This window comes from Tolypothrix sp. VBCCA 56010, from assembly GCF_050875635.1.
Taxonomy (GTDB): domain Bacteria; phylum Cyanobacteriota; class Cyanobacteriia; order Cyanobacteriales; family Nostocaceae; genus Hassallia.
In genome coordinates, this window is sequence record NZ_JBPAOH010000019.1 from 1 (window position 1) to 15851 (window position 15851).

The window sequence follows — 15851 nt, forward strand, 5'->3', positions numbered from 1 at the left end:
AGCTTTCTTGATTTAGACACTATTCCTGATTATGGGAACAAACCTGAAACTTGGAAACCTTCAGGTCGTAGAATCAAGCGTGGTTTGTATCGTTCCAAATCCGGCTTAATAAATGCCGATGTCAATGGAAGTTACAACATCTTGAGAAAAGAATTCCCCGATGCTTTTAGCCAGGGGATATCAGGTTGCGTAGTTCAACCAAGGTTAGTTAATATACCGGGATTTCTACCTCTTCCTGCCAAGTGTAGGATTTGCTGTCCAGTATAAATACTAACTCCAACTGAATAGATAGTTGATGTTTGAATATATTTGACTATGCGAAAGGTAACTATTAGCAGATTTTCTCATCACTCCTAAACACCCAAGTAAATGGTGCAATGTTCGGTTCAAGATGTACTTCACAGTATTCTTCAAAGTAGCGCATAAAGTCGTTCTACAAATAATTGAAAATATAATACCAATGGGGAAAAGGGGAAAGGGGAAAGAATTATTACCAATGCCTTATGCCCCATGCCCAATTCCCCATGCCCAATTCCCCATTATCAATTACCCCTTTTTGAAGGGTGTCAACTCAGGTGGGGGGATCTGATCCGAATCGTATTGCGTCAGATTTTCCGTACCAGCAGCCAACAATTCCTCATCAAATTGCTGATAGGAAAAATAATAGTAGAAGCCGATTGATATGAGTAAAAATAGCAGCCCTTCTAGAATCATCAAAAAACCAATTCCACGCCCAGTACCCGTTCCAATCAATTTTCCAACAGTGCTAGCAAGCACCCCCTCATCGGATAGCATAGGTTCCAAGATTCTGTCAGTTAGTGGGCTGGCACTGATATTACCAAAAGCCAACCCCAAGCCTGTTACTGCGCCGAACAATGAGAGAACACGTCCCTGAACGTTTGGGTGTACGCTATTTTGCCAAATTGTATTATTAGTACTTAGAATAATCGGCAAGGTTAAAAACGAGAGAAAAATGCCACAGGCTATTAAGGGAATAGAGGGTTTTATTCCAGCGATTACTATACCTATCCCATTCAATGCCGAAAATATAAACAGAGCAGAGATATATTTTGTCCCTCCTCCCCAGATACTCATAAAGGTGCTACCAACAATCATTCCAGCCCCAGCAATTGACATTATAGTCCCATATGTCGCAGCATCCGAAAAGGATAATATCAGCGGATTAATCAAGACGGTGGTTATCCCATTCACAAAAAAATAAATTGTCATGAATGCCAGTAGGGTTAACAAAACAGGGCGAGATGAAATGTTTTCCCAGCCGTAAATAATGTCATTGATGATACTAGTAATTCCCTCACCCGATGTTGTGCTCTTTTCTGGCTGAGGAATCTGAATAAATAGTAGCGTTAACACTGCAATGATATTGGTAGATAAATCAATCAGCAGCAAGCCCTGAAGTTGTATAGTGGCGATGAGTACACCTGCCAAGACTGGTGCAGCAAGCTGTCCTACCGCTGTGCTAAACTGAATTAAGCCATTGGCTCTCCCCATCTGATTCCTCTTAACCATCATTGGTAAAGCAGCTGCTTTTGCAGTCATTTGAAAAGAACCGCACAATGAGGTTAAAAATGCAGAGATATAGGTATGCCAGAGTTGCAGATTATGAGATTGTAGCAATAAGACGAGTGTTATTGTGACAAAAGCCACAATTATATTATTGAAAATAATTATCCATTTTCGATTCCACCGATCTACTAATGCACCAACGAAGGGGGTGATTAATACACCGGGTAAGGTTGTAAAAAATAGAACCAGGCTTACTTGTGTAACGGCGTGACTGTTCTGATAGACCCAGATACTTAAACCAAATCCTGTCAAGCGAGTTCCGACTTCAGCCGGAGACTGCCCAAGCCAGAAGATAATAAAGCTACGAAATTCACGAATTAGTTCAAGTACTTGACTTAGATATTTCATAATTCAGTTGAATAATTGGTGAGAATATTAGAAGTGGAGGTAAATAATAAATATTCAGATCGGCATGTTTATAAATGTTATACAACTCATAATTTTAAAGCTCTCTTCATAATAGCGGGTATTTGTACTAGCAATCGCCTACCTGGAGGAGTAAAAAATTGGCTAATAAACTTTAGAACCACCGAAAAGAGAATGTTTTGATTGGTCGATGCGACACGATTCGGGGATACCGTGCTTATAGGCAGGATCGGCATAATCCCAACGAGTTTTTAATTCTGTCATCGGAATTTCATTAGGTACATCTCCATACACTTTGTTGCTAGACATATGCACAAACGGAGCTTTTGAGGCAAAGAGTGCGAGTTGCTTCTAAAAGATTCAGCTTCCCTACTTGCATTGATATCAAAATCATCAAAGGGAATTGTTGCCGCGAGGTCGTGGCTGGGTTGTGCTGCTGTATGCACGATCGCATCAGGTCTCAGGCTATCAATTAAGTCTAGTATGCCCGGGCGATCGCGTACATCTATCTCGTGATGGACAAAACCTTTAATTTGAGTTTCTAAGCGTTTTTGTTGAGAGCGAGTATCTCCTTGAGAGCCAAAGAATATTGCTCCTGGATTGACGAATACACCAATCCTCAGTCGGGTATCTCCAGAAGCCCAAGCAGAGATGATTTCCAAAATACCCATCGGTCGCATAGCTGAACCTTACGAAATTTGGCAGGCTATGCGTTTTATCATCGAATGCGACTATTTTACCGGAAGCGTCATAGAAGTGGATGGGGGTGCCCGGTTTTAATATAGGGCATGGGGCATGGGGCATTGGGGAGGCAGTGCGTTGGACGGGTTTCCCGGCTTAAAGCATCTGCCGTCATGGGGCATGGGGACAAGGAGGACAAGGAGGACAAGGGGGATGAGGGGGACGACAAGGGGGACAATTTCTTTCTATTAGCTATTACCTATTACCTATTCCCAATGCCCACCAATTCCCAATGCCCAATGCCCAATGCCCATTTCGAGTGTTAACTTTGCTCGGGTTTTGGCTCGTTAGATGCAGCAGATGCAGCTGATTCTGTCTTCTCTGGCTGCTTCTCTTCGGTTGGTTGCAGTTGCTGGAGATGAATGTTATTCACTTGAACAATAAACTGTTCTATTGCCTGACTTGCTTTTTGTTGCTGTTCAGTTTCGCTAGACACATCATAGCAACGATAAGACGGAGTTACTCCTAATATAAATTTCTCTTGTTCAGCCTCTAACAATTCAATCGCTGTATTGGCAGAAAGCGCATTCTTTTGAAAAGGAAAGGAGGTAACTATACTTGCAACTATAGAGGCAATAGCCGGACAGATTACGGGGAGCCACTTGAGCCAAGCTTGTCCGGCTTCCAATTTGTCTACCAAAACTAAAATTGGTGTGACTCCTGATAAAATAACAGTTGCAATTTGCAAAAAATAGTAAAGGTTTCTCGATAGATTGCGAGTTTTTTTATAATCGTCAATCATATCTTGGCAATACTGTAAAGCCTTTGCTCTTGCTGGAGTGAACGAATTTTTTTCCAAGGAGTTACTATTGGTCAATAGAGAAGTATATAGTTCAGCTTTTTGGGCAAGACTAAACTGGTTAGCGGCATTCTTAGACTCTTCAAATGCTTGTCTGTTGATGAGTAACAAAAAAATTGAAATAGTCAGAGAAACTGCTCCAGCAATTACAGCTTGTTTATTATCTGGTAAATAAATAACAATTATGCCAGAACAGATAATAGCAGCTAGTAATAAATACTCAAACGCCTTCAAGGTAAATAAGATTTTTTGACCTGATGAAGAGGATTTTTCTCCTGTATAAGAATTTCCTGTCTGGTTTTTCTGCTCAGTAGTTATTTCAGAAGTAGTCATTGCCTTGTACTCAATTTGTTATCGGTTGAAATGTAGCAGATTATGGTGGACAAACTCGCCTCTATTAATAAAGGCGTATATAATATCGACATTTCAAAAATCCGCATCCGGAATATTATATTATAATAACAATTATCTGTCAATAGAAATATTAATTATTTATCAATGAAACGACCCAGGCTAATTAGGCGCATCTTCGCACGAGAAATCGTATTAGACAGAACTTAGGCAAAAACGCGATCGCCAGGGGTCAGTGACACATTTGCCCTAGTAACTATCTCTCAAAACATCTACTTATGTCTTTGTTATTTGCCAGTTGAACTTCGAGTTTAGCGAAAAATTCCAGAGGATAACACAAATAATTGCTATCAATTTTGCCATGTATTCATTCATCTCAAATTTATAAAACAGCAAATTAACAATTAAACTATTGAAAATCAGTCCAAAAAAACAAATTAGGTTGAACTTGAAAAAACGTTGCAACCGCTGATTGCCTAATTGTTGCTGAACAGACATATCACCAAAAGTCCATACATCATTCCAGAAAAAATTATTAATGATTGCCACCTCTGTTGAAAGTATTGCACTCGGAGTTAACACCCAACCCAACAGAGTATGCAGAACATAAAATCCTCCCAAGTCTACAAATACACCACTTAAACCCACTATGGCGAAACGAATCAGCCGACTTACAAACACCCAAGAAAGACTTAAGCGCAGTCGATTTATTAAGTTGCTAATCTCAAGATAGAAATTCATGAGGAACCCTGTGCGGCGTTATACAACATCTTTAAATAGATTAATTCTAGGTGTTTATCTTTACATAGTTTTTTTTGATGCCGACTTACTTAATACAAGCGATCGCTACCAACGCAAGCGAGATATTTATTGACCCCAAATTTATAGAACCGACGAAAGCACTACTAGTGTTCACAATTTATCAACTTTGTCGAATTGCCACAAACCTCCTGGTGGCAGATTAAGTACTTTAATTACTTTCAAGTGATAGCTTTTATCCTGCTTTAGTTGATGAAATAAACTGCTATTATTTTGCATAAATAAAATCTGACTATAATTCTGAGGAATCGGCAGCAGTTCATCATCTGCTATTGGAAGTAGGCGAACTTTTGGGAAATAATTACTTAAGGTTAAGATTCCTCCTAAATTAACACGAGAGTTATTAATTATTAGTAAAGGTTTCTCTGATTTCCTGATAACTTGGGATGTTTCTTTGATAAATTGATTATCTAATTGTGTCCACCAATTCTCAGCTTGAAAAAACCTGACATCAGAAACCAACCCGGCTATGAGTAATCCGACTATTATGAATTGAGCGATTTTTTGCCGCCAAGTCTGTTCTGTGAAAATATAGAAAGCTAGAACATAGGCTACAATAATTTCTAGGCTGAGATATAAAGGCAACTGGTAGCGAACTTGAAGAGAGCGACTTCCTCCAAAAATTAGGTCATATATCACTAACAATAGACTTGGGAATCCTCCCAATAAAAAAATCAATAAACTGGTTTTATTTGGAGGCACTTTTCCGAAAAACAATATTAAGTAAATAATCAAAAATAAACTTAATATTAATGTAGGAATACTATAAAATAAAGAACCTTCTAGAGTAAAACTATTAAATACTAATGTATCTGAAGTTAAATTAAGATCGAAAAATGTTCTGCTAACTCGAATCATAAAAATAGCGAGTAGCTCGAAGGGATTATTTATCCATCTTATTGCAAACGCTGAAGTTAGCTCTAGTGCTGTACTAAGATGCGTGATAAGCACAATCAGCCAGGGTAAAAGCATTAAAAAGGCAGCAATCGTACTAAGCAAATAATTGAAGAAGGTTTTAGTGAAGCGAAACTGTTGTTGAATAACTACATAAATCCCATGAGCTATCATTACCAAAACTGTGAATAAATGACTGTATAACCCCAAGGCTAAGGTGAGGGTATACACAGCCCAATTTGCTTTATTCTCTTGTCTGATAGCTCGCAATAAAGCAGCACTCGATACTAAAATTTCTACCATCCACAAACTGTATTGACGTGCTTCTTGAGCAAAGAAGAGCTGCAAGGGAGAAACGGCAATTAATGCCATCGCAACCCATCCCACAACTGCTGACTCAAACAACTCCAAACACAGCCAATAGACGCTGGGAAATATCAACAGACTGATGAGTGCTGACAAACTCCTCACCCCAATAGGCGAATCTCCAAATACTTGCGCCCATAATCTCACCATGACGTAATACAATGGGGGATGCTGCGGGTCTGAGGTAATTAAGTAATTCACTGTATCAGCCACACCACGATCTGAATTAATATGTTGATATTTGTCGAAGGTGGTAATAGGAATTGTGCCTTGATGATGAGAAACTTCCTGTTCTAGCTCGGCTACCGTGTGCCCAGAAATTGCTACGGATGTCGAAGATTCATCACAGCAGTATATTTTTTGCCCTAGATGGGCAAAGCGAAAGAAAATGCCTAACCCGATGAGGCTTATTACTAAGATTTTTAACCAAGTCGGGGGATTTGATGAAGCTAGTAATTGCGGATTGTCCATTTATTGCACCTGATTGGTCGCTATGGAAGGAAGTTTTTCACACAGCTTAGAAGCAATCATTTTTCCTGCCAGCTGATGTCCCAAAGCATTCCAATGCTCTCCACAGGGAACAGCATTGTCAAATCCGTGTAGGCAAACGTGGTTCTGTTCGGCATAAGCCTGAAAAGTTGGTCCCAGATTGAGTACACTGAAGCCCTCGCGCTCACCCAAATCTCCAATCCGCTTCTCTGGATAAAACAAATCAGTCCTACCTGATGCTTGCAGAAATTTTTGGCGCACTGAAGGATCGGGATAAACTGCAAGGGGATCGCTCAAAGTAACAACTGCAAAATCCGCTTTCTTGGCAATCACCTCATCGTGCATTAAGCTAATTATTCCCTCTGTAACTTGCCATGCCTGTTGCCAGTCAGGGTCTGTAGGCGGCTTGTAGATATCATCAGTCCTGATGAACATTTGAAAATTTTGTTCATGCTGCACATTACTTGACTGTTTTGCTGCTTGTTTAAAAAATTGACTCAAAAGGTTCCCAAAACCATATTTTCCTTGGTGCAAAACCTGTAAAATCCGCGAGTTATCTTCGATTTTAATATAAGCTTGGTTCCACCATGACACCTTTGAGCGATAGGTATCTGTATTAACATACGACGCATCAAAAACCAGATGACCGTCTTGAAAGACAAAATACGGCCTTGGGTTTAGTTCCCTGAAGGAATTGAGCTTACTTGTCATCTTAGTGATAATACGGAAATAATTGATTAAATCGTTGCCAGTAAAAAAAGCTAGCAGTACGATATCAGGTGAATATTTCCAAGCTTTTTCCCTTAGGGTAATCAGTTCCTGGGCTGTTCCATAACCACTAACCCCGAACTTAATCACTTCCACCTTTTGTCCAGCCAAAGTTTGACAACTACTCAGTTCACGTTCTATGACTGCTGCAAAACCTTGTTCTAATGGCACTTGCAAAGCCTCTACAAAGGAATCTCCCAGCAATGCTATTCTGAGGGTATTTTCTGGTTTGACTTTGGTGTGTTCTCGATCGCTAAAGCCATCACTGTTGATCTGGACATAGGATTCACCTTCGCTGCGATACCAGCCGGAAACTAATGGTCGCAGTACCCAACCTCTATGTTGATCAACAGTATAAAATGTATTGTACTCTATCCCCGCAATGCGTAAGCCAATTTCCACGATTCCCAATCCAACAAGTAACCCGCTGAGAATCAATACTCCTGTTAACGCTAGCTTTACCCAGCGATTCAATTTTGTCATCTAGCTCCTTAAAATAGCGTGTAAATAAATGGTGCGATCGCCGAAGATTGAGCCAAGAAAACCAGCGCACCCAAGGATACCAGAGTGACAACGAGGGGAATCAGCCAGTAGTTTTGTCGCTCTTTGATAAATCCACCCAGGTCTTTGAGAAAATCCAAAGTATCTTTTAGCATTAGAATGTTTTCTCCATACTTTCTTTAGTTCGTAGCTTACTCGGTTGGCGATAAGTGGGCGAATTTGGCTCGAAGCGCTGCATCAATCGGTCTCGATTCAACAGCCGCCCGATCAGTCCCATTGGGGTAAGTATTGCATAAAATAAAACCCCTAAAATAATTCGTGTTTGTATCCAACCTAAAACAAGTCCAATCCTCATCCAGATTTGGTAAACAAAATTTAAAGTCGCGGGTGCAACTATTGCCCAAACCCAGAGGACGATCGCCACGATCCACGGCACAATTGACAGCGAATCATGGCGTAATATTGGTAATACAAAACCGAATACAACCGCTACAATCAAACCGCCAACGAGTCCGAATTCACGCAAACCTTTTTTGTCAAGTTCTATTATCTCGTGCATAGTTAAATATTTTGCCAGCTAATCTAATTCAAATTCTGTTTTCCACGACTCATCAAAATTGCCTTTTGGTTGTTCTGATTTGGCTAACAAGAAATTTTCAATCACCAAATAGTCCATCTCGGTTCTCATAAAACATCGATAGGCATCTTCGGGAGTACAAACAATTGGTTCGCCACGGACATTAAACGAAGTATTCACCAGTACCGCACAGCCAGTTTTGGCTTCAAAATGACGAATCAATTCGTAGTAGCGAGAATTAGTTTCCTTGTGAACAGTCTGGATGCGGGCGGAGTAATCGACGTGTGTTACCGCTGGAATTTGGGAACGAGGAATGTTCAATTTGTCAATACCAAATAGTTGCTTTTGCTCCTGGGTCATTTTAATATGGAGTTTTTCTTTGACTGGCGCTACCAGCAGCATATAGGGGCTAGGGCAGTCAATGTCAAAGTAGTCCGAGACTCTTTCTGCTAACACCGAAGGGGCAAATGGACGGAAGGACTCGCGATATTTAATTTTCAGGTTCATTACCGATTGCATTTTGGGACTGCGGGGATCGCCAATAATAGAACGTCCTCCTAAAGCACGCGGTCCAAACTCCATCCGTCCAGAGAACCAACCGACGACGTTACCCTGTTCTAAAATTTCTGCTAAACTAGGCATGAGTTCGTTATCGTCAAGTTGCTGGTAATGAGCATTAACGGTATTGAGAGACTCAATAATTTCTGCTGTGGTAAAGCTTGGTCCGAGATAACTACCCCTCATGCGATCGCCCTTGGCGGCTCCGTCATGAGCATCGCGAAGCGGGCGCTCTGCGCGATCGCCTGCTCTTGGGATGCGGGGTTTTTCGTGGTACTGATGCCAAATAGCTAAGGCTGCTCCCACCGCACCACCAGCGTCTCCGGCTGCCGGTTGAATCCAAATATCTTTGAACTCACTTTCTCTGACAATTCGTCCGTTGGCTACACAGTTAAGGGCGACACCACCAGCTAAACATAAATAGTCTACATTCAGTTCTTTTTTGACAGTTTTTGCCAGACGCAGTACTACTTCTTCGGTGACATTTTGGATGGAACTTGCCAGATCCATGTCTTTTTGAGTGAGTTTTCCTTCTCCTTGGCGTGGTAAACCCCCAAACAGAGCATGGAATTTCTGGTTGGTCATGGTTAACCCCACACTGTAGTTGAAGTAGTCCATGTTCAACCGAAAAGTACCATCTTCTTTGAGATCCAATAGATGGTTGAGAATTTGGTCTACATATTTGGGTTCGCCGTAGGGAGCTAAACCCATCAGCTTGTACTCACCGGAGTTAACTTTGAACCCGATGTAGTAGGTGAAGGCGGAATACAGCAGACCGAGGGAGTGGGGAAAATCAATTTGCCATTGGGGTGTGAGTTGATGTCCTTCTCCTAGCCAGACCGAAGTGGTTGCCCACTCTCCTACCCCATCTAAGCACAAAACGGCAGCCCGCTCGAAAGGGCTGGGAAAAAAGGCAGAAGCTGCATGGGCTTGGTGATGTTCGGTAAAGAATACAGGGGGCAATTGGGAAGTTTTGCACTCTGCGAGTTTTGCCAGTTCTTTTTTTAAGAGTGTCTTGAGGTAAAGCTTTTCTTTTAACCAGATGGGCATGGAGGTGATAAACGAGCTTAATCCCTTTGGCGCATAGGCTAAATAAGTTTCCAGCAGACGCTCAAATTTGACTAATGGTTTGTCGTAAAAAACAATTTGATCGATATCTTGTAAGCTGGTGACTGCGTCTTTTAAACAGTAAGCGATCGCATTTTTGGGAAATCTAGCATCGTGCTTTTTCCTAGAAAAACGTTCTTCCTGCGCTGCGGCAACAATTTCACCATCCACAACTAAAGCGGCGGCGCTATCGTGGTAGTAGGCTGAAATTCCGAGAATCTGCATTTTTACAAATCGTGGCTAATTCACACTCTGCTCAAAAATTTTGGTGCGTTACCAACAGCGCTAACAGCACCGTACTAAATACTCAAAACTAAAATTGCTACGGATGTCCAAGATTCATCACAGCAGTATATTTTTTGCCCTAGATGGGCAAAGCGAAAGAAAATGCTTAACCCCATTAGGCTTATTACCAAAATTTTTACCCAAGTCGGGGGATTTGCTTTTGCTAGTAATTGCGGATTATCGATGACATACTTCAAACAGCGTCAAGATATAAACGTGCTTAGTCATTTTTTAACACTACATCTATAGAACTGAGTGGACAATAAACCAACGACACTACCCCTGTCAAGCTACTGGTGTTGCAAAATTAAGGGATGGCATCATATAAGGTCTTTAAATATTTGAAAATTTTTCAAAAATTTGGTTAACAGCGTTGCTAAGACAATCATCAGAAAAAAGAGTAACAAAACGTCAGTATTAGGTGTAAGTGGAAAAAATTTAATCAGCAATAAGCCTAAAAAGGTATGTAAGCAATATATACCCAAGGATAAATCAGAAAATAATTTGATGAGAAAATGCGGTTCAGATGTAATTTTGGTGGAAATTAAGGTAATCAACCAAGCACCAAAAACTAGAGATACTCTGGAGTAAACTGGTAGAGGATTCATTTCACCACCCCATAGAAAGGGATGGCTTATATATTTCCATTCAAAAATAGCAAAAGAAATAAATAAAATTATTAATATCAAAACATGTTTAATATTTAGTTCTGAATTATCATTTTGTTGATTTCGAGATAAATAATTGCTAATTACAAATGAGGAAAAAACGTAAGGTGTAAAATTTAAAGGATTGAATGCTTGCGGTAACATAGCAAATTGTTCACCCATAAATATTACACTTAAAGGCAAGAGGAAAACAATTATGCAAGAATATATCAAAAGAGAATAACATATTAGTTGATTGTTGATTTGAGTTTTCTCAATATAAAAAGCAAATAATTCCGCTAATATCGTTAAAAATAACAATGAAAAGAAGTAATAAAAAGGATTATAATATCCATCTGTTATGATAAAATTCATAATATTTTTAATATCTCTTAAATTGCTGAGATAATTCAGATACATTTCTTTTTGAGTGAAACAAGAAAATAAACTAGAAAATATGCCCCAAAAAATATAAAGTTTTATAATTTTGAAAACCCTTTTTTGAAAAAAGTAATTTTTCTCTTTTTGCCTGTTTAAAAAGAATAAAATAAGGGATATTTGAAAAAATATGGGAACAGCCAAACAAAATACGTTGTCAAAAATGATATTGTAGAAATTTTTAAAGTTTAAAACTAAGCTCGGAATATTTGTATGTAAACAAACAACAGCAATACAACAAATTGCTCTTAGATAATCAAAACCATAAATTTTTTGCAAATTATAACTGTGCATATCTATGAAAATCCAATGATTGAATTGATGTTAATTATAAGACAAAAGTTCTTCAATGGCTACGACAAGGCTTTTAACATGAGGTTCTTTCAAAAGTGTCTGATGTTCGCCATTTACGGAGGATACGCGCACTTTTGCACTGGTTAATTTCCCCCAAGCGACAGTAGGATCGTCTGGAAACTGTTTTGCTAGTGAGGGTGTTTTGAACAGGGAAATAGAAGATTTAATAAGTTGCGGTTGATAATGTAAACTTGCCTGCAAATTAGCTTTGTAAACGTTGAGCAATCCGGCAATCAAATTTCGTCCCAAATCAGGGGGAATGAGTTCGTGCTGTCGCAAAATTTGCAGTACATATTCAAATTGAGCCACTTCGTCTAAGGTGGAAAGTTCTTCATAGGAAATACTTACAATTTCGTTAAAATGAAGTCCAATTTGCTCAACAATGAAGCAAAGAATAGCGGCATTGTCATCAAGAGAAGCTTCAATTTCCGGAGTTGGCAAAGGAGGATGGGTATCGATAATTATCACTTGTTCAACTTGTTGTCCCACAGCTTCTAATTGTGAAGCCATTTCAAAGGCAATTAATCCGCCTAAAGAGTGTCCTCCTAACAAATAAGGACCGTAAGGAATAATTTGCCGAATTGCTTTCAGGTAACTATAAGCCATTGCTTCGATAGTATTTAAAGGCGATTGTTTTCCATCTAAACCGCGTGCTTGAAGAGCATAAATCGGACGTTCTTGACTGAAGGTGCGAGCCAGCACAGAATAGGATAAAGCATAACCGCCAGCTTGGTGTACGAGAAATAAGGGAAGTAAATCGCCTTTGATTTGTAGAGGAACGAGAACATCTGAATCACTAGGCGATCGCTCTTGTTCCAATAAAGCGGCAATATGCGCTATCGTACCTTCTCGGAATAAAGTAACAACAGGTAGATTGCACCCTAATCGCTGTTCAATTTAGGCAAGTCGCTCTTGGGGATAGGCAGGGTCGAGGGGAATGTAAGCTCCTCCAGCTTTGAGTATTCCCAAAAAACTAACTATCATATCTATGGAACGCTCGACACAAATACCCACCAGCACTTCTGGTTTGACACCCAAGCTTTGCAGGTAATGTGCTAATTGATTCGCTACTGCTTAAAGCGATCGCCTACTTTTTTGTTAATAGTAAAGGATACTGCACCACCTTGATAACCAGCGATCGCTTTTCGCGGAAAATCAGTTGGTAACTCTAAAACCTCTATTTTACCGCTGAGTTTTTCTTTCCAATAACTTAGTTGCTGTTGCAGTTGGGTTTTCTCAAAAATTGTCCGTTGCCAATGAGCAAAATCGCCATATTGTAAAGATAGAGACGGTAAAGGTGATGCATCTCTGCGACAAAATGCTGCATAAGATAAGGATAATTCCTTAATCATTAATCCTAATGACCAACCATCAGAAACAATATGGTGCATCACTACAACAAAAACATGCCTGTCCTCTGCTAACCGATATAAATAAACGCGCAGCAACGGTAATGTGCGAAGATTGAAAGGACAAATTATTGCTTATTTAACTGCTTTTTTAAATTCTTCTTGCTGTAAATGACTTAGTTCGCACGCAGTCAGCGGGACTTTATCAAATTCGTGAATAACTTGTATAGGAATTCCGTATTTACTCTCAAAAGTCGTGCGTAATATCTCGTGATGTTGAATTATTTCTTGCAAACTGCGGTGTAGCGCTTCTTGATTTAAATCGCCATTTAAACGAAAAGCGATCGCCATATTATAAACGGCATTATTCGGTTCCAACAAATCTAAAAACCACAGTCGCGCTTGCGAAAAAGAAAGCGGTAAATTGTCCCGTTGGGCAATTCGTGGTATGATATCTTTCTGTATATTTCCATCGCTAACAACAGCAAGGCGTTCGATTTGTTCAGCTAAACCCGCGATAGTTGGATGCTCAAAAATTGTTCGTAACGGCAAGGCTAAATCAAATTCTTCACGAATGCGAGAAACTAGCTTAGTTGCTATAAGCGAGTGTCCTCCTAAATAAAAGAAATCATCCGTCACACCGATAGAATCAATACTAAGCACATCGCTCCAAATTGTGCAAAGTCGTTTTTCGGTAGAAGTTGTAGGTTGAACAAAAAATTGTTTGGCGATCGCTAAATCTCGCTCTGGTGCAGGTAAAGCACGCCGATCCAGCTTACCACTGGGAGTCATCGGAAAGCTTTCTAGCAGAACAAACGATGCCGGACGCATATATTCGGGCAATTCCCGGACAATTTCTTTTAACTGGGAAATTAACGCTTTCGCAAAACGTCCTTTGAGAGGATCGATGCAGTATGTAGAGACGCTCAATTTAGCATCTCTGCGTGCAATTGGCATTACCGGACGGCGTTTTCCCTCGGTTGCTGGATAAAAGCAAGCGTCAAAATGACTCGGAAAATCTGGCGAATAGCTGATAGTTATTTGGCAATTAATCTCTTTAGCAAGTGCATACAAATCTGACGGATTAATTGCTTGTTTGAGATTAATATCAATGAATTCGCGTAATTCTTTGATGGTAGTTACCCGATCATTTCCTTGTACCCACTGCAAAATAGCTTCATCTTTAATTAAACGAGCATTGGGAATGCCTCGCCAAGCGATCGCACCTGTTTCAATGATGCGCTGACGCAAATCGCTTAATTGCAGATTAACTTGATCCCAATCTTCCCAAACAGGTTCAATTGCAACTTTATTTTGTTCGCCTACCTGCTGCAAATATTCAAATATTCCGCTTTCAGATTCACAGACTCGAAGAATTCCACCTCAGCTTCAGCTTCAGTTTTCACCACGTTATTCTCGATGGTTGGAGCGTCGCAACGTTGCTAACTCAATTATTGCAACGTTATATCTATTATATAGAAGCCAAATCAATTCCACCGCTAACGGTGCCGGCGATTCCTTACAGTGACTTTATCGCTCAAGAACAAAGCGCGATCGCTAATTTCTCCTGAAGAACGGCACAGCTTGCTGCAAGCTGACAACCACAAAGCCAGCTATGTATCTTATAAAACCTTAGTTTACGCATTTAACGCAACAGCGAAACAACATGCATCTCATACTGCCGTCACCTTTGAAGAAACTAACTTAACCTTTGCCGAATTAGAAATCCGTTCCAATCGTTTAGCACATTACCTGAAAAGCAAAGGTGTTTGTCCAGAAATGTTAGTGGGGCTTTGTTTGGAACGTTCCGAACAATTAGCGATCGCTATCTTGGCAATTTTGAAAGCAGGTGGCGCTTATGTTCCCATTGATACGAGTTATCCGAGTTCGCGCATTGATTATCTACTCCAAGACAGTGGAATCTCTCTGTTAGTAACTCAGCGTTCAGTCGTATCGCAGATTTCCGCCGGGGAAAGCGAGGCAGCGCGTTGCGGAGGTTCCCTCCGTTGTAGCGACTGCCGTGTTGAAATTGTTGTTTTAGAAGATATTGCAGCCCAACTAGAAAATCAAAGCTCAGAGTCAGTTGCAGTCAAAATATTACCAGACCATCCCGCTTATGTAATTTATACCAGTGGTTCCACAGGCAAACCCAAAGGCTGTATCGTCACTCATGCTAATGTCATCCGACTGTTGAAAGCAACCGAACCCTGGTTTAAATTTAACAGCGACGATGTTTGGACATTGTTTCATTCCTATGCATTCGATTTTTCCGTTTGGGAACTGTGGGGAGCTTTGCTGTATGGTGGTAAAGTCGTCGTGGTTCCTTATTGGACAACTCGTTCCCCAAAAGACTTTTTCCAGCTGCTTCAGTCTGAGAAAGTCACAGTTTTAAATCAAACTCCCTCAGCATTCAAACAGCTTGTACAAGTAGCCACAAAGAATGCAGATTTAGATTTACGGTACATTATTTTTGGTGGAGAAGCACTAGAACTGCAAAGTCTGCAACCTTGGTTTGAGCTATATGGCGATGAAAAACCGAGATTGATTAATATGTACGGCATCACCGAAACTACCGTTCACGTCACTTATAGAGAAATTACTCAAGCAGATGCGATCGCAAATCAAGGTAGCGTTATCGGTCAACCGATTCCCGATTTAAGTTTTTACATCTTAGATGAAAACCTGGAACCATCCCCTATAGGAGTTGCCGGTGAAGTCTATATTGCCGGTGCAGGAGTGACGCGGGGTTATCTCCATCATCCTCGCTTGAGTGCAGAACGCTTTATTCCCAACCCCTTCGCTTTTGTTCCGGGTAGTCGTCTGCTGTCAGCATCGCCATCTCTGCAACAAAACGC

At 40.3% G+C, this 15851-nt stretch carries 16 protein-coding genes and 4 pseudogenes; 7 read left to right on the forward strand and 13 right to left on the reverse strand.

From position 1 onward, the window contains the following. Both AABK37_RS09045 and AABK37_RS09050 read left to right on the forward strand, forming a co-directional pair. Nucleotides 1–267 (forward strand): annotated as a pseudogene (locus AABK37_RS09045) (hypothetical protein); the annotation flags it as partial. A 193-nt stretch (nt 268–460) separates the two neighbouring features. After that, a complete protein-coding gene (locus tag AABK37_RS09050; RefSeq protein ID WP_432551247.1) occupies nt 461–589 on the forward strand; it encodes a hypothetical protein in 129 nt (42 codons plus the stop codon). On the opposite strand, the gene AABK37_RS09055 is transcribed toward AABK37_RS09050, so the two are convergent. Both AABK37_RS09055 and AABK37_RS09060 read right to left on the reverse strand, forming a co-directional pair. After that, nucleotides 547–1935, reverse strand: coding sequence for an MFS transporter (locus AABK37_RS09055; protein ID WP_432551248.1), 1389 nt, complete (start codon nt 1933–1935; stop codon nt 547–549). The two genes, AABK37_RS09050 and AABK37_RS09055, sit on opposite strands and share 43 nt — an antisense overlap. Nucleotides 1936–2213: 278 nt before the next feature. Next, entirely contained in the window at nt 2214–2633 is a 420-nt protein-coding gene (locus AABK37_RS09060) for an NAD-dependent epimerase/dehydratase family protein (RefSeq protein ID WP_432551249.1), read from the reverse strand. On the opposite strand from AABK37_RS09060, the gene AABK37_RS09065 reads away from it, so the two are divergent. Next, nucleotides 2554–2733 (forward strand): hypothetical protein, encoded by a 180-nt coding sequence (locus tag AABK37_RS09065; protein WP_432551250.1) that lies wholly within the window; start codon nt 2554–2556, stop codon nt 2731–2733. The genes AABK37_RS09060 and AABK37_RS09065 overlap by 80 nt on opposite strands. An 8-nt stretch (nt 2734–2741) precedes the next feature. Further along, entirely contained in the window at nt 2742–2960 is a 219-nt protein-coding gene (locus AABK37_RS09070; protein ID WP_432551251.1) for a hypothetical protein, read from the forward strand. Here AABK37_RS09070 and AABK37_RS09075 read toward each other — a convergent pair. Together AABK37_RS09075 and AABK37_RS09080 are read right to left on the reverse strand one after the other, a co-directional pair. Beyond that, nucleotides 2957–3826, reverse strand: a complete 870-nt coding sequence (locus tag AABK37_RS09075) for a DUF4231 domain-containing protein (RefSeq protein ID WP_432551252.1) — start codon at nt 3824–3826, stop codon at nt 2957–2959. The genes AABK37_RS09070 and AABK37_RS09075 overlap by 4 nt on opposite strands. Before the next feature lie 294 nt (nt 3827–4120). Continuing rightward, nucleotides 4121–4585 (reverse strand): GtrA family protein, encoded by a 465-nt coding sequence (locus tag AABK37_RS09080; protein ID WP_432551253.1) that lies wholly within the window; start codon nt 4583–4585, stop codon nt 4121–4123. Between AABK37_RS09080 and AABK37_RS09085 the strand changes: the two genes are divergently transcribed. Continuing rightward, nucleotides 4584–4718 (forward strand): hypothetical protein, encoded by a 135-nt coding sequence (locus AABK37_RS09085; protein ID WP_432551254.1) that lies wholly within the window; start codon nt 4584–4586, stop codon nt 4716–4718. The two genes, AABK37_RS09080 and AABK37_RS09085, sit on opposite strands and share 2 nt — an antisense overlap. Nucleotides 4719–4756: 38 nt before the next feature. On the opposite strand, the gene AABK37_RS09090 is transcribed toward AABK37_RS09085, so the two are convergent. The 9 genes and pseudogenes from AABK37_RS09090 to AABK37_RS09130 all read right to left on the reverse strand — a co-directional run bounded on the left by AABK37_RS09090 (nt 4757) and on the right by AABK37_RS09130 (nt 13953). Beyond that, nucleotides 4757–6394 carry a glycosyltransferase family 39 protein gene (locus AABK37_RS09090; RefSeq protein WP_432551255.1) on the reverse strand — a complete coding sequence of 546 codons (1638 nt, stop codon included), beginning with the start codon at nt 6392–6394 and terminating at the stop codon, nt 4757–4759. Next, nucleotides 6395–7663, reverse strand: a complete 1269-nt coding sequence (locus tag AABK37_RS09095; RefSeq protein ID WP_432551256.1) for an SGNH/GDSL hydrolase family protein — start codon at nt 7661–7663, stop codon at nt 6395–6397. 8 nt (nt 7664–7671) lie between these two features. Then, nucleotides 7672–7836 carry a DUF5989 family protein gene (locus tag AABK37_RS09100; RefSeq protein ID WP_432551257.1) on the reverse strand — a complete coding sequence of 55 codons (165 nt, stop codon included), beginning with the start codon at nt 7834–7836 and terminating at the stop codon, nt 7672–7674. Further along, nucleotides 7836–8240 (reverse strand): SxtJ family membrane protein, encoded by a 405-nt coding sequence (locus AABK37_RS09105; protein ID WP_432551258.1) that lies wholly within the window; start codon nt 8238–8240, stop codon nt 7836–7838. Before AABK37_RS09105 ends, AABK37_RS09100 begins: the two co-directional genes overlap by 1 nt. 18 nt (nt 8241–8258) lie before the next feature. After that, the gene (locus AABK37_RS09110) at nt 8259–10148 is read right to left on the reverse strand and encodes a carbamoyltransferase family protein (RefSeq protein WP_432551259.1); all 1890 of its coding nucleotides are present in this window, start codon (nt 10146–10148) and stop codon (nt 8259–8261) included. A 380-nt stretch (nt 10149–10528) separates the two neighbouring features. After that, nucleotides 10529–11572 carry an acyltransferase family protein gene (locus tag AABK37_RS09115; RefSeq protein ID WP_432551260.1) on the reverse strand — a complete coding sequence of 348 codons (1044 nt, stop codon included), beginning with the start codon at nt 11570–11572 and terminating at the stop codon, nt 10529–10531. Nucleotides 11573–11617: 45 nt separating this feature from the next. Then, entirely contained in the window at nt 11618–12466 is an 849-nt protein-coding gene (locus tag AABK37_RS09120; RefSeq protein WP_432551261.1) for an alpha/beta fold hydrolase, read from the reverse strand. Between the two features lie 81 nt (nt 12467–12547). Continuing rightward, nucleotides 12548–12715, reverse strand: a pseudogene (locus tag AABK37_RS09125) (AMP-binding protein); the annotation flags it as partial. Continuing rightward, nucleotides 12715–13953, reverse strand: a pseudogene (locus tag AABK37_RS09130) (condensation domain-containing protein). The pseudogenes AABK37_RS09130 and AABK37_RS09125, both read right to left, overlap by 1 nt. 344 nt (nt 13954–14297) lie before the next feature. Here AABK37_RS09130 and AABK37_RS09135 point away from each other — a divergent pair. Further along, a complete protein-coding gene (locus tag AABK37_RS09135) occupies nt 14298–14567 on the forward strand; it encodes a condensation domain-containing protein (RefSeq protein WP_432551262.1) in 270 nt (89 codons plus the stop codon). A gap of 127 nt (nt 14568–14694) precedes the next feature. Then, nucleotides 14695–15819, forward strand: a pseudogene (locus AABK37_RS09140) (amino acid adenylation domain-containing protein); the annotation flags it as partial. Nucleotides 15820–15851 lie beyond the last annotated feature (32 nt).